Here is a 16,688-nt window from a genome sequence, read left to right as displayed (position 1 = left end):
CCGCGTCCAGCCTGGCGTTGTCGCTCCACCGCCTACGAGTTGGCCGCTTCTGCCAACTCGGCGCTGCTGATGTACTTGATCACCAACTCGCCGTCGACTGCGGTCACTTCGATGGTGCCGCCCTTGACCAGTTTACCGAACAGCAACTCCTCCGCCATCGGCCGTTTCAGCTTGTCTTGGATCAGACGCGCCATGGGACGCGCGCCCATGGACGGCTCGTAGCCATGCTCACCGAACCAGAGCTTGGCCTCGTCGTCCAATTCCAAGTGCACGCTGCGCTCGTCCAGCTGGCCCTGCAGTTCGGCAATGAACTTGTCGACCACGCCAACAATGATCTCGCTGGACAGCGGACGGAACTGAATAATCGCATCCAAACGGTTACGGAATTCAGGTGTAAACATCCGCGTCAGCGCTTCCATGCCGTCGGTTGAATGGTCTTGTTCGCTAAAGCCAATCGAGCGGCGCGCCGTTTCATGTGCTCCGGCGTTGGAGGTCATGACCAAGATAACCTGACGGAAATCGGCTTTGCGGCCGTTGTTGTCCGTTAAGGTGCCGTGATCCATCACCTGCAACAGCAAGTTAAAGACTTCTGGGTGGGCTTTTTCGATCTCGTCTAACAACAGCACGCAGTGTGGGTTCTTGGTCACCGCTTCGGTCAGCAAACCGCCCTGGTCATAGCCGACATACCCCGGAGGCGCACCGATCAGGCGGCTGACGGTGTGGCGTTCCATGTATTCGGACATGTCAAAGCGGACCAATTCGACGCCCATTTGGCGCGCCAGTTGCTTAGTCACTTCGGTCTTACCGACACCGGTCGGACCGGCGAACAAGAAGCTACCAATCGGCTTGCCTTCCTGACGCAAGCCGGCACGCGCCAACTTGATCGCGCTGGACAACTGGGTGATCGCCGCGTCTTGGCCGAACACTGTCATCTTCAAGTCGCGTTCCAGGTTTTTCAGCACTTCGGTGTCGTTGCGGCTAACCGACTTAGCCGGAATACGCGCGATCTTGGCGACTACGTTTTCGATGTCGCTTTGGTTGAGCAGCTTTTTGCGCTTGCTGGCCGGCTGCATGCGTTGCATGGCGCCCGCTTCGTCAATGACATCAATCGCCTTGTCCGGCAATTGACGGTCATTAATATAGCGGTCTGCCAATTCGGCCGCCGCCGCCAAGGCCTTTTTCGAATACTTGACGTCGTGGTGCTCTTCAAAGCGGCTGCGCAGCCCCTCCAAGATCTTGACCGTGTCGGCGACCGAGGGCTCCATGACATCAACTTTCTGGAAACGACGGGCCAAGGCCCGGTCCTTTTCAAAAATGCCGCGGTATTCCTGGAAGGTGGTCGAACCGACACAGCGGATCTGGCCGCTCGACAGCAGCGGTTTCAGCAAGTTCGACGCATCCATGACGCCACCGGACGCCGCACCGGCACCAATAATGGTGTGGATTTCGTCGATGAACAAAATGGCGTGCGGTTGCTTCTTCAACTCGTTCAACAACGCCTTGAGGCGTTTCTCGAAGTCGCCGCGGTATTTGGTGCCGGCCAACAATGCGCCCAAGTCGAGCGAGTAAACCACCGCGTCGGTCATGATTTCCGGGACTTCACCGCGGTCGATCAAATAAGCCAGGCCCTCGGCGATGGCGGTTTTACCGACACCGGCTTCACCGACTAACAGCGGGTTATTTTTGCGCCGGCGTGACAGGGTTTGGATCACGCGCTGGACTTCCTGATCGCGCCCGATCAGCGGGTCAATGCGGCCCTCGCGCACCTCGATGTTCAAATTGGTGGCGTAGCTTTCCAGCGGCCCTTTGTCAGCCTTGGATTCGGACTCTTCGTCACTGGCGCCAAATTCGCCACCTTGCGGAGGCGGTAAGTCGCGTTCCGCGTCCGGCAACTTGGAAATGCCATGGCTGATGAAATTGACCACGTCAATACGCTGTATTTGCTGCTGTTTAAGGAAGAAAACGGCCTGCGATTCTTGCTCGCTAAAGATCGCGACCAACACATTGGCACCGGTGACTTCGCTTTTACCCGAACTCTGGACGTGGAACACGGCGCGCTGTAATACGCGCTGAAAGCCCAAGGTCGGCTGGGTCTCGCGGTCACGCTCCGATGCGGGAATTAAAGGAGTGGTCGCATCGACGAAATCTTGCAGCTCTTTACGCAGCGCCTCGATGTCACCGCCACACGCATTGAGCACGTCGATCGCCGCCTGGTTGTCCAACAGCGCCAACAACAAATGTTCCACGGTCATGAATTCATGCCGCTTGCCGCGCGCCTCTTTAAAGGCCAGGTTCAGGGTTACTTCGAGTTCTTTACTTAACATCGTCTTTCCTCGGTCGCATCAATCGTCGTCTTCGGTTGGTTCCACTTCGGCCATCAAGGGGTGCTGATGCTCCTTGGCGTATTGAACCACCTGTGCCGCTTTGGTTTCGGCTATGTCTTTGGGGAAGATGCCGCAAACACCCATCCCTTTCGTGTGCACCGCGAGCATTACCTGTGTTGCTTGCTCCGGCCCCATCGCAAAAAACACTTCCAGTACGTGCACCACGAAATCCATCGGGGTGTAGTCATCGTTCATCAGCAACACCTTGTACAAAGGTGGTCGCTTCAATTTGGGCTTGGCGGTGTCAGTGGCGAGGCCGCCTTCGTCGTCAAACCCGGGTTGGTCGGACATTTGAATCATTATTTCAGTCGTTGTGTCAGTGATCGTTTCTAAATTATGGGGGTTCGCCGCGCAATTGAAAGCGCCTAATTTGAGCCTAGTCCACGACGGCGCAAGCGGCGGCTCCAAGTGCAAAGACTTGCACCAAAGTGTGAATGGCGCCCACAAAAAACCCGGCCGAAGCCGGGTTCTCGTCAACCACGTGGCGTTTAGCCCATGTGCTTGATCATCTCGTCACCGAATTCGCTCGATGATTTCAGGATTGCGCCGTCCATCAAACGTTCGAAATCATAGGTCACGGTTTTGGCGCCGATCGCGCCTTCCATGCCCTTGATGACCAGGTCCGCCGCTTCCGACCAGCCCATGTGACGCAGCATCATTTCAGCCGACAGAATCAGTGAACCGGGGTTCACTTTGTCCTGACCTGCGTACTTAGGTGCGGTGCCGTGGGTTGCTTCGAATACGCTGATACCGTCGCCGATGTTAGCGCCCGGTGCGATACCGATGCCGCCGACCTGGGCTGCCAAGGCGTCCGACAGGTAGTCACCGTTCAGGTTCAAGGTCGCGATCACGCTGTATTCGGCCGGACGCAGCAGGACCTGCTGGAGCATGGCGTCGGCGATCACGTCTTTGATAACGATGGTGTTGCCATTCTTGGGGTTCTTCAGGCTCATCCACGGGCCGCCGTCGAGCAGCTCAGCGCCGAATTCATCGCGTGCCAACTCGTAGGCGTAGTCTTTGAAGGCACCTTCGGTGAACTTCATGATGTTGCCTTTGTGAACAATGGTCACCGAGTCTTTGTCGTGGTCGATGGCGTACTGAACCGCACGGCGCACAACACGCTGGGTGCCTTCTTTAGAGACGGGCTTGATGCCGATGCCGCAGTCTTTGTCGAAACGGATCTTTTGAACGCCCATTTCGCCTTGCAAGAAGTCGATGACTTTCTGGGCGCCTTCGCTGCCCGGCTGCCATTCGATGCCGCAGTAGATGTCTTCCGAGTTCTCGCGGAAGATGATCATGTCGGTCAGTTCAGGCTGCTTCAGGGGGCTAGGCACGCCCTGGAAGTAACGAACCGGACGCTCGCAGCTGTACAGGTCGAGTTGCTGACGGATGGCCACGTTCAACGAACGGATGCCGCCGCCGACCGGCGTGGTCAGAGGGCCTTTGATGCTGACGCTGAATTCTTTGATGGCCTCGAGGGTTTCCTCGGGCAGCCACTGGTCCGCGCCGTAGACGTTAACCGCCTTCTCGCCACAGTAGACTTCCATCCACGAAATTTTCTTCTCGCTGCCGTAAGCTTTTGCCACGGCTGCGTCGATGACTTTGATCATCGGAGGTGTTACGTCAACGCCGATACCATCACCTTCAATAAAAGGAATGATCGGGTTGTTGGGGACGTTCAAAGAGTTGTCGTCGTTTACAGTGATCTTGTCACCAGCTGGCACCTGGATGTGTTGGTATCCCATCCTATTCTCCCTATTGTGAATGCAAATCCGTGGGTGTGGATTGCGCGCGCCGGAGTATATCATTCAGTTATATAAAACACCTTTCTTTATGAACTAATTGCAGGATAAGACTTTTGGCGAATGTGGTGCTATTCAACAAGCCCTATGGGGTTTTAAGCCAGTTTACCGATGCCGATGGGCACCCCGGTTTGGCCCATCATTTGAGCTTGCCCGGCTTTCGTGCCGCCGGCCGCTTGGACCGCGACAGCGAAGGCTTGCTGGTGCTGACGGACTCGGGACCGCTGCAAGCGCGCATCACCGAGCCGCGTTTTCGCACACTCAAAACTTACTGGGTCCAGGTCGAGGGCAGCCCGGATTTGACGCTCTGGCACAAAACGCTGCACCTTAAAGATGGCCCGGCCAAGTTTGTCACCGTCAGCCCCCTGACCGATCCGCCGGTATGGCCACGAACGCCGCCGATACGGGTGCGCAAAGCGATCCCGGACAGCTGGGTCGCGGTCAGCATTGACGAGGGCCGTAACCGCCAAATCCGGCGCATGACCGCGGCCCTGGGCCACCCCACGCTGCGCCTGATTCGCATCCAATCCGGGGCCTTTGAGCTGAATGACCTTCAGCCCGGCGAGCATCGCGCGGTTGAATTACCCGCCAGCTACCAGCAGTTGGCGGCGCCCAGCAAAACCACTAGCATGCCTCGCCCGCGGCCAAAGCGCGGTGATACGCGCAGGGGACGATCATGAAAACAGTGGTAGTGGGCATGTCCGGCGGCGTCGATTCCTCCGTCGCCGCGTACTTATTACAGCAACAGGGCTACACCGTGATTGGCCTGTTCATGAAGAACTGGGATGAGGACGACGGCACCGAATACTGTACCGCCATCGAAGACTTAGCGGACGCCCAAGCGGTCGCCGATTCGCTCGGCATTACCCTGCACAGTGTCAATTTTTCGGCCGAGTATTGGGACAACGTGTTCGAGACCTTTATTGCTGAATACCAGGCCGGGCGCACCCCAAACCCAGACATTTTGTGCAATCGCGAAATCAAATTCAAAGCCTTTTTGGATTACGCCCGAATGCTTGGTGGCGACGCCATTGCGACCGGCCACTACGTGCGCCGCGACGACCAGGGTCATCTGCTGCGCGGGTTGGATAGCAACAAAGACCAAAGCTATTTTCTGAACGCCTTGACCCGAGAACAGGTCGCCAGCGCCCTATTCCCGGTCGGTGAACTGGTCAAACCCGAGGTCCGCAAAATCGCCGAACAGCAAGGGTTTGTGACCGCGCGCAAAAAAGACTCAACCGGCATCTGCTTTATTGGCGAACGCCGTTTTGGCGACTTTTTGAAACGCTACGTGTCCAACCAGGACGGTGACATCGAAACCCCGGAGGGCGACATTATTGGGCGCCACCACGGTCTCAGTTTCTACACCTTGGGCCAGCGCCAAGGTTTGGGCATCGGCGGGCTGAAGGCCTACCCCGACGAGCCCTGGTTCGTCGCCGACAAGGACATGCAGCGCAACGTGCTGATCGCCGTTCAAGGCGCCCAGCACATCGCACTGATGTCACGCCACGCATGGGTCAGCGACATGAATTGGATCGGCGACCCACCCAGTACGCCGATTCAATGCACCGCCAAAGTGCGTTACCGCTCGCCGGATCATGCGGTCACCGTGTCACCCGCTGGCGACGGCTGGCGGATCGACTTTCACCAGCCGGAGTGGGCGGTCACACCGGGGCAGTCTCTGGTCATGTACGACGGCGAGCGCTGTTTAGGCGGTGGCGTGATTGAAAGCCGGGCCCGGGACCTCAACTAACAGCCCATGACAGAATTTGAAAACCGCACACTGGCGTTGGCCAGCATCATCCAAGCCGCCTACTGGGTTGATCGCCTGGCCACCACCGGCGAGCTCAGCACCAGCGAGCTGGAAACCGGATTGTCGACCTTGTTTGACTTCAATCCCGACTCAACCGAATCGGTTTTGGGCGGCGTCCAAGCCCAGCGCACCGGGCTGCGCACTCTGATCAAGATGGTTGATTCCGGCGGCCAAGAGCCGGCCGTGGTGACGCGTTACGTGATTGCCTTGACCCATTTGGAACGCAAGTTGGCCAAACGCGGCGACATGATGGAGGTCATCGGCGAGCGACTGTCCCAGTGCGACCGTCAGCGCCAGCACTTTTCCGAGCTGGCCAACCCCAGCATCCTGGCTAACCTGTCGCAAATCTATCAGGACACCCTGTCGACCTTTCGTTACCGCATTCAGGTCACCGGCGACGCCCGTCACCTGCAATCCAACGGCGCGGCCGACAAGGTACGCGCGCTGTTGTTGGTGGGCATTCGTTGCAGCTTGCTGTGGCACCAGGTCGGCGGCCGGCGCTACCAGTTGATCTTTCAGCGTGCTCGATACGCGCAAACGGCTAAGGATTTACTCAACCAATAAGTTACAATACCGCTCAATTTTTCTACGGGTGGAATTTCATGGAACTCAGCGCACTGACGGCTTTAAGCCCCACGGACGGACGTTACGCCGGCAAACTCAATGACTTACGGCCGATGCTGTCTGAATTTGGACTGATCCGCGCACGCGTGATCGTCGAAGCGCGCTGGTTAATCGCCCTGGCCAACCAAGGCGCCATTCAAGAAGTTCCGGCCCTGTCCGACGGCGCGCGTGAGTTTCTAAACCGCCTGTGCGATGACTTCAGCGAGGCCGATGCACTGCGCGTCAAGGCGATCGAGGCGACCACCAACCACGACGTCAAAGCCGTTGAATATTTTTTAAAAGAAAAAATCGCCGAGCACGCCGAGCTGCACAGTGCATCTGAGTTCATTCACTTTGCCTGCACCAGCGAAGACATCAACAACCTGTCCTATGGCTTGATGATGAGCCAAGCGCGTGACGCGGTACTAGTGCCCCAAGCCGATGCATTGATCGCCACGTTGCGCGCCATGGCCCACGAATGGGCCGACCAGCCGATGCTGTCGCGCACCCATGGCCAAACCGCCAGCCCCAGCACCATCGGCAAAGAAATTGCCAACGTGGTGTACCGCCTGCAACGCGCACTGACACAGCTAAAATCAGTCGAAATCCTGGGTAAAATCAACGGCGCCGTCGGCAACTATAACGCCCACATTTCGGCCTATCCGGACATCAACTGGCCTGAATTCAGCCAAAACTTCGTCGAAAGCCTGGGCTTGACCTTCAATCCCTACACGACCCAGATCGAGCCGCACGACTGCACCGCTGAACTGTGCCAAGCGATGACCCGTTTCAACACGATTTTGGTCGATTTGGACCGTGACCTGTGGGGCTACATTAGCCTTGGGTACTTTAAACAGCGCGTTATCGCCGGCGAAGTCGGCTCCTCGACCATGCCGCACAAGGTCAACCCGATCGACTTCGAAAACTCCGAAGGCAACCTGGGCGTCGCCAATGCACTGCTCGAACACCTGGCGTTGAAGTTGCCCGTCAGCCGCTGGCAACGTGACCTGACCGACTCGACCGTGCTGCGCACCCTGGGCACTGCCTTTGGCCACACCAGTTTGGGCTGGTCCAGCCTGCAAAAAGGCCTGGGCAAGCTGGAATTGAACCCGCTCCGGGTCGCCCAAGACCTAAATGACGCCTGGGAAGTGTTGGCCGAACCGATTCAAACCGTGATGCGACGCTACGGGCTGGAAAACCCCTACGAGCAGCTCAAAGCGCTGACGCGCGGCACCGGCATCACCAAAGAGGCGCTGATTGAGTTTGTCAGCACGCTGGACATTCCCAACGACGCTAAACAGCGACTGATGGACCTGACGCCGGCGCGCTATATCGGCAACGCCAGCGAACAAGCGCGCGACGTCTAAGTCATGAGCCTGACCTTACCGGCCGACTTTTACGCCAACTACTGGCAAAAGGCGCCGGTCTGGCTGGCCGCGGCAACCGATGTCGCGTCGCTGGCACCGACGCCGGCGACACTATGGGACTGGGCCGTCGACAGCCACAATGCCCGCCTCATTCATCCGGATCATGACTTTGCCGTCGAGTTGGAACCGACCACGCCACCGGCTGGGCGCCACACCTTGCTGGTCGGGCACATCGAAACGCACTGTCCAAAACTGGATGCCTGGGCGCGGGATCTGCCGGCCTTAGGCCGCTGGCGCTTCGCCGACCTGATGATCAGCCACGCCACTCAAGGCGCTAGTGTTGGCGCCCATCGCGACCAGTACGATGTGCTGCTGATACAACTGTCCGGGCAACGGCGCTGGGACGTTGGCACCACCACCGACGCCGACTTACCCGAACACAACAGCGGCGGCTCGAAACTGCTGAATGGCTTTGTTGCAGATTTCTCAGTCACCGCCAGCCCCGGCGATGTGCTTTACATCCCGCCCGGGTGCGGCCATCAAGGCGTTGCCTTGGATGATGACTGCATGACATTAAGCGTCGGGTTTCGCATGCCCAGCACCTTTGATGTTATTGAACGGCTGACCGAATTGGCACCGGCGCCCTTGCTGGGTGACCCGGCGCGGTCACAACCACCGGGCACACAACTGTCCGACGTCGCCGTGCGCCAGCAATTGCTGGACTGGATCCAAGGCGCCGACGGCCACGACCTCGACTTGGCCTTTGCCATGGCTGCGACCCAACTGGGTGGGCCGGACGACCCCTGCGATGTCAGCGCGCGCATGCGATTTGGCCCAGGCATCCGGGCCGCCTGGGTCGACGACGAAGTGGTCATCCAAGGCGAAGTCTTTATTGGCTTGACCGCGGACGACTTCAAAGCGCTGGATGGACTCGACGGGCTTGCAACGGAGGGCCTATCGGACGAGGCTTTGGACCTAATTGAGACCTTTGCCGAGGAGGGTTGGCTTGTCAGCATTTGAAATCACACGTGGCCAATGGCTGGATTTAAAACGCCCGTGTCAGGCCGTGCGTGAATTGGTGTTCGTGGTCGAACAGGACGTCGATCCCAGCGAAGAGTGGGATGACATGGACCAGGCCTGTGTCCACTTTGTCGCCCACGACCGCACCGGCAACGCCATAGGCACCGCGCGCTTATTGCCGGACGGGCATATCGGCCGGATGGCCGTGATCAAGGCCTGGCGCGGCCGGGGCGTGGGCGATGCACTGCTCAAAGCCGCCGTCGCCAGCGCACTCGAAGCCGGCCACCGTGAACTGGCTCTGAATGCCCAAACCCATGCGTTGGGGTTTTATGCGCGCTTTGGTTTCGCCGCCACCGGCGAGCCATTCGACGAAGCCGGCATCGCGCACCGGCGCATGACACTCAGCATTTAAGGTGTTGCTGCACCTGGCGCCGGGCACCTGGTCTTTAAGCTGGATCCTGGCCGCGACCGCCTGTGTGCTTGGGCTGATCATCGGCTCGCTGGCGACACTCAACTACCGCCGACTGGCGGATTCAAACGATGCACTGCCGCTGGGGCTGATGGGCTTGGGGTTATTGTCACTGCCGCACCTCAGCGGTGGCATCGTCGAAGGTTTGGCCTTCTATCCCCTACTGAGCGCCCTGTCGGCGCTGATGTTTGGCTTTCGCTTTACATTATTGTTGTCGGCCACCTGCCAGGCCATCAATGTCGGCGCGGGCTTGGGCCATTGGGACAGCTTCGGGCCGTCAATGCTGGTCAGCGTGGCGCTGCCTGCGGCCTGGGCGCTCGGGTTTCTGGCCGCCGCTCAGCGCTGGTGGCCGTGTAATTTTTTTGTCTACGTCTGGATCAATGGTTTTTTTGGCGCGGCGATTGGCACGGTGCTGTGCCACCTGGTCGCGGTGGTGTCACTGATCGCCTTTTGCGGGTACGAATGGACTTACTTGAGCCGCTACTTTTTGCCGTTCGGATTGATGATGACCTTTCCCGAGGGCTTTATCACCGGCGCGTTCCTGACCATGCTGGTGCTGTACCGCCCCGACTGGGTCTATACCTTTCGGGACTCGGTTTACCAGATGGACGGACCGCCTAAATAGGTTAGCGGGCCGCCTGTTTCCAGCGCTGCAAGGTGACGTAAACGACCTCGTCACCGACACAGACCATCACATCATCGCCTTGGATACTGACCTGCATCGCCATGGAACGACTGGCCAGTGCTTTGAGCGCCGCGGTGTCATCGTCGGACAGGTTAACCACCGACAGGTTATGGAAGCGGCTGGTGCCGTGCTCGGCTTTTTGCCACCACTGCTGCGCCGTGCGCCCACCGTAACTGTAAATAACCACGTCCGAGGCCTTGCCACAGGACTGACGAATCACCTTGTCGCTGGGCAAACCCAGGCTAATCCACTGCTGCAGCTCGCCACTCAAGCTTCGTTGCCAGATATCCGGCTCGTCGTCACTCGACAACCCCTTGGTCATTTCCAATGTTTCGTCCGCGTTCAAGGCGAATGCCAACAGCCGCACCATCAGTCGCTCATCGGTTTCCGACGGGTGTTTGGCAATGGTCAGTTTATGAGTCGCGTAGTAGTGCCGGTCCATATCCGAGATCGACAGTTCTACTTTGATGATCGTGGCATTACGGGCCATGGTGCTTCCAAAACGACTGGCCAAAGCCAAAGGGCGCACAGTGTGCGCCGTGCGGCCTAAATAGACCAGTTAAACGCCGCCTGATGATCGCCGCGGTAGGGGAAAAAATCCATCAACTGGCCCGCTTCAATGGCTTTTTGAGTATCTTGCCACCAGCGCGGATCGAAAATTTCAGGGTGCAACTGTATGAAGATCTTGCGCGGTTCGGGGTCGGTGAACAAAAAGGTCGGGAACTCCTCGGGAAAGACATCGTGGATGCCGACCGAATACCACGGCTCTGCGGCCATTTCTTGCTCCGGCGTTTGCGGCTCCGGGACCTTGCGAAAGTTGACCTCGGTCAGGTAGCTGATTTCATCGTAATCGTAAAAAACGACGCGGTGGTGGCGGGTGACACCAAAGTTTTTCAGCAACATATCGCCCGGGAAAATATTGGCCGCCGCCATTTGCTTAATGGCCCACCCGTAGTCGTCCAGCACCGGCTTCCATTGATCCTTGGGTGCATCCTGCAGCCACAAGTTCAGCGGGATCATACGGCGTTCGGTGTACAGGTGCTTGATCAGCACCGTGTCGTCGCTCAACTCAACCGTGTTGGCGCACGAACTGAGCAGTTCTTCCAGCAAGGCCGGACTGAAACGGCCACGCGGAAATTCGAGGTTATGAAACTCTTGAGTGTCGGCCATGCGCCCGACCCGGTCGTGGACTTTGACCAGTTGATAGGTGCGCTTAACCGCGTCGCGGCTCATCATTTTGCTGGGGCCAAAGCGATCTTTGATCAACTTAAACACCACCGGCAAGCTGGGCAGCGTAAATACCGCCATGACCAAACCACGGATACCCGGGGCCTCGACAAAGGCGTCGTCGGTGCGCACCAGGTGATGGTTCATGTCCCGGATTAGTTCGGTTTTACCGTGTTTATAAAAGCCAATCGAGGTGTACAGCTCCGGCCGTGCCTTGTCCGGCATCATGGCCTGCAAAAAATCCACGAACTCCGTCGGCATCGGAACGTCGACCATGAAATAGGCGCGTGTGAAGCTGAAAATAATCGACACCTGTTCACTGTCCATGACGACGGCATCCACCCGAACTTCACCGTCATCGTTCACCAGCGCAATGACCAGCGGTACCTGGGTCGTGCCGGCAACAAAGCGCGCCACCAAATAGGCGCCTTTGTTGCGGTAGAACACGGACTTGAGGACTTCCAAGCGTGCATCCGTATCGGCCATCAACTGCGGACTGACGTAGCTTTCAAAGGTGCGCACGATGCGCGCCCGGTCGGCGCTGCGCTGGGCCCAGGGAATGCCAAATGCGTAGTCGTCAAAGACCTGGTCAAAGGCGTCGTCCGCCCCCGCCGTCAGCCGATAAACCATGGCGATGCCCTGACTCGACACGCCCTGTTGGTGGCCGGCAAACCATGATTCAGTAAAGACCAATTCTGGCGTGCGTTTTTGCTGGTTAAAAATGCGTCCAAAAATCGAATTAAAAAAGGTCTCGGCCAATTCCGGATCGGTTCGCTCCCGAATCATCGACAAGTACATGTCTCGGGTTTCTTTCCAGACATCGGCGTTCAGGTTTTCAGGCCCGACGCGGGCGCGCAGCGTGTCACTGACGTCAGTGACCGAGGCCTCGTAAAGCTCGATCCGGTCGGCCGCTGCCTGTTGCACGGCCAACCAATCGGCCTGATCAAACCGGTCCGGCGCACCCAAAGTAATTTGAATAAACCGGTGGCGATAGGTCGCAAATCCGTCCTGGATAGTCTGGGCAACCTGACGAGGTGAAAACAGCCGCATAGTGGGTGAAGTCCTTGAGCACAATCCGCTACCATGCCCCGACGCCGAACATCTGGCAATTTCGACATTGGCCTAGGGGCCATAAGTCGGATCACGCAAACCCGCGCGTTTGCTATAACGGCATTCACACTAACGCCCGAGGAAAGTCCCCATGGAATTCACCAGTTTCGAGCTGACCGCGCTCGCCAGCACCTACGTGGTGCCGTTTTTAATCAACCTGGCCATTGCCGCCGCGATTTTTATCATCGGACGCGTTGTCGCCCGCGCGCTTCGCGGCGTGGTGCAAAAACTGCTGAATAAAAAAGCTGACAGCGATCCGATGCTGACTGAATTCATCGGCAGTATCGTCTATGCGATCGCACTGACCTTTGTGGTGATCGCGGCGCTCGGTCGACTGGGCGTCCAGACCACGTCCCTGGTCGCGATTTTAGGTGCCGCCGGTTTGGCCATCGGTTTAGCGCTGCAAGGCAGCCTGGCGAATTTCGCCGCCGGCGTGATGCTGTTGGCATTTAAGCCATTTCGCCAAGGCCACTTCATCGAAGCCGGCGGCGTCACCGGTGTGGTTGAAAACATCGGTATTTTTTCGAGCACACTGCGTACCGGTGACAACAAAGAAGTGATTGTCCCGAACGGAAAAATCTACGGCGACACCATCACCAACTATTCCGCTCGCAATACGCGACGTGTGGATCTGGTGTACGGCATCGGCTATGACGACGACATCCAAAAAGCCAAAGACGTGCTGAATAACCTGATCGCCACCGACCCCCGCATTTTGCGTGAACCCGCCCCCGTCGTCGCCGTCGGTAATCTGGGCGCCAGCAGCATCGACTTTTACGTCCGCCCCTGGGTTGCCGCTGCCGACTACTGGGATGTCTTGTTCGACCTTAACGAGCGGGTGGTCGCGGCATTTGCACAGCACGACATCAGCATTCCGTTCCCACAAATGGATGTTCACCTGCCCGGTGGTGTGCGCACACTGTCACACGACCCTGTGCCCGCCAAAACCGAAGACGCGTAAGGTCGCTTAACGCGCGGGGCCAATGGCCCCGCCATCTATACTGACGGCGATCTCTGCTGAACGGTGTAACCAATGAAAACCAATATCGAAAGTGGGGAAACTCAGCCGCCGCTATCATTCCAGCGCCGATACTTGCTAAGGCCAGCCTAGCATTAGGCGTAGTGACCCAGGACGACGATACGTAATGGCTAAGCGACCTCGCCGTCGACCAAGAACACGCCCGTAAACGTCCCGCCTTGGTTCTATTAGCATCGCGGCATAGCCTTAATTGAACTCGCACCCGCAACGTTAGTAGATCACGTCCTCGCCAAAGTCCGGGTGCTGGTGAGTTACTCCGCGTCTTCGTTCATTTCGAACCACATGCCGTTCAAAATCCCAAATGCGACGGCCAATCCCAGGCCCAGTGCCCATGCGAAATACCACATTGTAATGCTCCTTAATTCAGTACATTGATTTTGAGTGGGTCTCGACATCCGCCTCGCGGACGGTGCCCCATAGCACCCGATACACCCACCCGGTGTAAGCGACAATCAAGGGCAGAAAAATCACCGTACACACCAGCATGATGCCCAGCGTGGTGTGACTCGAACTGGCGTCGAACACACTCAAGCTCTGGCTGAGGTGCGTGCTGGACGGCAGAATAATCGGAAACAGCGCCAGCCCGACACTGGCGATCACCCCGCCAATGGCTAATTTACTGACCACAAATGCGCTGCCAAATGCGCGCTTAAAGGCCAACGCCGCAACCACCAGCCCGCCGGCCAGCCCGATCAAAGGCGCCACCATCATCCACGGCCAATCGGCGTAGTTCGCAAAGAACTGGCCGGGCACCACATCGACGGTTTTACGCAACGGATTCGACGGACCGTCCAAGACCAAGTTTGACACCGCCATGCCATCAAAGCCGAGCCACAACCACACACCCGCCAGCGCATACAGCGCCACCGCAATCAGCCAAGCTATGGCCGCGATCGAACGGGCGCGCTGGCGAATCACACCCTCCGTTTTCAGACACAGATAGAGCGTGCCGTGTCCCAATAACATCGCCACCGAGACCAGCCCGGCCAACAGCGCAAAAGGATTCAGCAGCCCGAATAAGTTACCCGTGTAGGTCACCCGCAAATCCAAATCGAAACTGTAGGGCACGCCAATCAAGACATTGCCCATGGCCACCCCAAACACCAACGCGGGCACCGCGGCACTGCCAAACAAGGTCCAATCCCAGCGCTGACGCCAGCTCGGATCCTCGCGCTTGGAGCGAAACTTAAACGCCACAGGGCGCAGAATCAGGCCGACCAAAACCAAAAACATAGCCAGGTAAAACCCCGAAAAACTCAAGGCATACAGGGCCGGCCACGCCGCAAAGATGGCGCCGCCCCCCAGTACCAGCCAAACCTGATTACCTTCCCACACCGGGCCAACCGCATTAATCACGACGCGGCGTTGGGTGTCGGTTTGTGCGACCCAGGGCAGCGCCATGGCAGCGCCCAAATCAAAGCCATCCATGACCGCAAAGGCAATCAGCAAAATTCCCAGCAGCGCCCACCAAATGACGCGCAAGGTCGGATAATCAAAAAATTCCATACGGTTCTCCTATTTGCCAGTCAACTGGGCCATACCGGACAGCGCAGTAGCGCGCGGCACCGCGTGGCTGGGCTCGGGGCCCTGACGCAATACCTTGAGCATCAAACGCACCTCGATAAATATCAGCACCGCGTAGAGCGCGGTGAATCCCGCCAGCGTCAAGCCGACTTCCCAGACCGCTAAGCCACTGACCGCGTTGGCCGTCGGCAACACCCCTTCGATGATCCAAGGCTGGCGCCCGAATTCGGCCACAAACCAGCCCAGTTCGCAGGCCACCCACGGCAACGGCCACGAGTAAGCCAGCACCCAAAGGAACCAGCGCTTGTCTTCGACCTGGTGGGTGGTGGACAACCAAAAGGCGTACGCAGTCGCGGCAATAAAGAACATGCCCAGTGCCACCATCAATCGGAAGCTCCAAAACAACGGTGCAATGGTCGGCACCAGGGAGTCCGCCGCCGTCTGAATTTCTCGATCCGTCGGGTTTAGCGGATCGACCGCAACCGCGTCCAACAGCATCGCGTGACCCAGGTTTTCTTCGTAGGTTTCGAAGGCCAACTGAGCGACCTTGTCGGCAGGGTTAAGCTGAAGTTCGCGTAACGCACGACGCGCAATAACGCCGCTTTTGACTCGATATGCACCATCCGCGACGATGTCGTTAATGCCCTCGACCTCACCATCCAATGAACGCGTCGCAATCAACCCCATGACATAAGGCAGCTTGATTTCAGCATGCGTTTCGCGCGCGTCCTGATCGGGAAAACCAAACAAGGTAAAGGCCGCCGGCGCCTCCTCCGTTTCCCACATCGCCTCGATCGCCGCCAACTTCATTTTCTGGTTTTCAGTCAGCGTGTACCCGGATTCGTCACCCAGCACGACCACCGACAACGACGACGCCAGGCCAAAGGCCGCCGCCACCGCAAAACTGCGCCGCGCCAACGCGCGGTGCTGACCGCGCAATAAAAACCACGCACTGATCGACAACACAAAGATCGCACCGGTGACATAGCCGGCCGAGACCGTGTGAACAAACTTGGCTTGGGCCACCGGGTTGGTCAGTACTGCGCCAAAGTCAGTGATTTCCATACGCATGGTGTCGACATTGAAGGCGCTGCCAACGGGGTGTTGCATCCAACCGTTGGCGACCAAAATCCACAGCGCCGACAGGTTCGAGCCGATCGCGACCAAAAACGTCACCATCAGGTGCTTGACCCGCGACAGCCGCTCCCAACCAAAGAAGAACAGGCCAACAAAGGTGGCCTCCAAAAAGAACGCCATCAGCCCTTCGATCGCCAGCGGCGCACCAAAAATGTCGCCGACGTAGTGGCTGTAGTAACTCCAGTTCATACCGAACTGGAATTCCATGACGATGCCGGTGGCGACGCCCATGGCGAAGTTGATGCCGAACAGGGTGCCCCAAAACTTGGTCATGTCGCGCCACACCGTGCGCCCGGTCATGACGAACACGCTTTCCATGATCACCAGCATGAACGACAAGCCCAGCGTTAGCGGCACAAATAAGAAGTGGTACATCGCCGTCGCTGCAAACTGCAGTCGCGATAACTCGACCAGCGTCTGGTCTATCATCCGCCAAATCTCCATAATCGGTTGAATCGATATTCAATTTTAGTATAACGATATTACCATATGGAATAACTGCCAGCAC

16 protein-coding genes are annotated in these 16,688 nt (G+C 57.9%); 8 read left to right on the top strand and 8 right to left on the bottom strand.

The features are described 5' to 3' along the window. Positions 1-32: 32 nt before the first annotated feature. From clpA to icd, 3 genes are all read right to left on the bottom strand, one after another. The gene (clpA, locus tag GH975_RS04545; protein WP_153713387.1) at positions 33-2,324 is read right to left on the bottom strand and encodes an ATP-dependent Clp protease ATP-binding subunit ClpA; all 2,292 of its coding nucleotides are present in this window, start codon (positions 2,322-2,324) and stop codon (positions 33-35) included. Between the two features lie 18 nt (positions 2,325-2,342). Then, positions 2,343-2,684: an ATP-dependent Clp protease adapter ClpS gene (gene clpS / locus GH975_RS04540; RefSeq protein WP_153713386.1), complete on the bottom strand. Its 342-nt coding sequence runs from the start codon at positions 2,682-2,684 to the stop codon at positions 2,343-2,345. A gap of 188 nt (positions 2,685-2,872) precedes the next feature. Beyond that, positions 2,873-4,129 (bottom strand): NADP-dependent isocitrate dehydrogenase, encoded by a 1,257-nt coding sequence (icd, locus tag GH975_RS04535; protein WP_153713385.1) that lies wholly within the window; start codon positions 4,127-4,129, stop codon positions 2,873-2,875. 122 nt (positions 4,130-4,251) lie between these two features. Between icd and GH975_RS04530 the strand changes: the two genes are divergently transcribed. Genes GH975_RS04530 through GH975_RS04500 form a run of 7 tightly spaced genes read left to right on the top strand, consistent with a single transcriptional unit; the run spans position 4,252 to position 10,083 of the window. Continuing rightward, positions 4,252-4,866: a pseudouridine synthase gene (locus GH975_RS04530; protein WP_246164779.1), complete on the top strand. Its 615-nt coding sequence runs from the start codon at positions 4,252-4,254 to the stop codon at positions 4,864-4,866. Further along, positions 4,863-5,939: a tRNA 2-thiouridine(34) synthase MnmA gene (mnmA, locus tag GH975_RS04525; RefSeq protein WP_170272540.1), complete on the top strand. Its 1,077-nt coding sequence runs from the start codon at positions 4,863-4,865 to the stop codon at positions 5,937-5,939. The genes GH975_RS04530 and mnmA overlap by 4 nt, the downstream gene beginning before the upstream one ends. A 6-nt stretch (positions 5,940-5,945) precedes the next feature. Continuing rightward, positions 5,946-6,563: a high frequency lysogenization protein HflD gene (gene hflD / locus GH975_RS04520; RefSeq protein WP_153713383.1), complete on the top strand. Its 618-nt coding sequence runs from the start codon at positions 5,946-5,948 to the stop codon at positions 6,561-6,563. Between the two features lie 38 nt (positions 6,564-6,601). Further along, complete coding sequence (gene purB, locus GH975_RS04515; protein WP_153713382.1) at positions 6,602-7,969, top strand: adenylosuccinate lyase; 1,368 nt, start codon at positions 6,602-6,604, stop codon at positions 7,967-7,969. Between the two features lie 3 nt (positions 7,970-7,972). Further along, positions 7,973-8,989: a cupin domain-containing protein gene (locus tag GH975_RS04510; protein ID WP_153713381.1), complete on the top strand. Its 1,017-nt coding sequence runs from the start codon at positions 7,973-7,975 to the stop codon at positions 8,987-8,989. Beyond that, positions 8,976-9,401, top strand: coding sequence for a GNAT family N-acetyltransferase (locus GH975_RS04505; RefSeq protein WP_153713380.1), 426 nt, complete (start codon positions 8,976-8,978; stop codon positions 9,399-9,401). Before GH975_RS04510 ends, GH975_RS04505 begins: the two co-directional genes overlap by 14 nt. Before the next feature lies 1 nt (position 9,402). Then, a complete protein-coding gene (locus GH975_RS04500) occupies positions 9,403-10,083 on the top strand; it encodes an energy-coupling factor ABC transporter permease (RefSeq protein ID WP_153713379.1) in 681 nt (226 codons plus the stop codon). Position 10,084: 1 nt separating this feature from the next. Here the strand turns inward: GH975_RS04500 and GH975_RS04495 are convergent, their stop codons facing one another. Further along, positions 10,085-10,633 (bottom strand): YaeQ family protein, encoded by a 549-nt coding sequence (locus tag GH975_RS04495; protein WP_153713378.1) that lies wholly within the window; start codon positions 10,631-10,633, stop codon positions 10,085-10,087. Between the two features lie 56 nt (positions 10,634-10,689). Next, entirely contained in the window at positions 10,690-12,420 is a 1,731-nt protein-coding gene (gene aceK, locus GH975_RS04490) for a bifunctional isocitrate dehydrogenase kinase/phosphatase (RefSeq protein WP_153713377.1), read from the bottom strand. Between the two features lie 151 nt (positions 12,421-12,571). On the opposite strand from aceK, the gene GH975_RS04485 reads away from it, so the two are divergent. Next, positions 12,572-13,441: a mechanosensitive ion channel family protein gene (locus GH975_RS04485; protein WP_153713376.1), complete on the top strand. Its 870-nt coding sequence runs from the start codon at positions 12,572-12,574 to the stop codon at positions 13,439-13,441. Between the two features lie 329 nt (positions 13,442-13,770). Here GH975_RS04485 and cydX read toward each other — a convergent pair whose 3' ends face one another. The 3 genes from cydX to GH975_RS04470 are packed head-to-tail and all read right to left on the bottom strand — an operon-like array spanning position 13,771 to position 16,609. After that, entirely contained in the window at positions 13,771-13,866 is a 96-nt protein-coding gene (gene cydX, locus GH975_RS04480; RefSeq protein WP_153713375.1) for a cytochrome bd-I oxidase subunit CydX, read from the bottom strand. Positions 13,867-13,882: 16 nt separating this feature from the next. Continuing rightward, positions 13,883-15,025: a cytochrome d ubiquinol oxidase subunit II gene (gene cydB, locus GH975_RS04475; protein WP_153713374.1), complete on the bottom strand. Its 1,143-nt coding sequence runs from the start codon at positions 15,023-15,025 to the stop codon at positions 13,883-13,885. Positions 15,026-15,034: 9 nt separating this feature from the next. Then, on the bottom strand, positions 15,035-16,609 hold the full coding sequence (locus GH975_RS04470; RefSeq protein WP_153713373.1) for a cytochrome ubiquinol oxidase subunit I: 1,575 nt from the start codon (positions 16,607-16,609) through the stop codon (positions 15,035-15,037). Positions 16,610-16,688 lie beyond the last annotated feature (79 nt).

This window comes from Litorivicinus lipolyticus (assembly GCF_009650135.1).
In the GTDB taxonomy this organism is placed as follows: Bacteria; Pseudomonadota; Gammaproteobacteria; order Pseudomonadales; family Litorivicinaceae; genus Litorivicinus; species Litorivicinus lipolyticus.
This window is presented reverse-complemented; position numbering and strand designations above follow the sequence as displayed.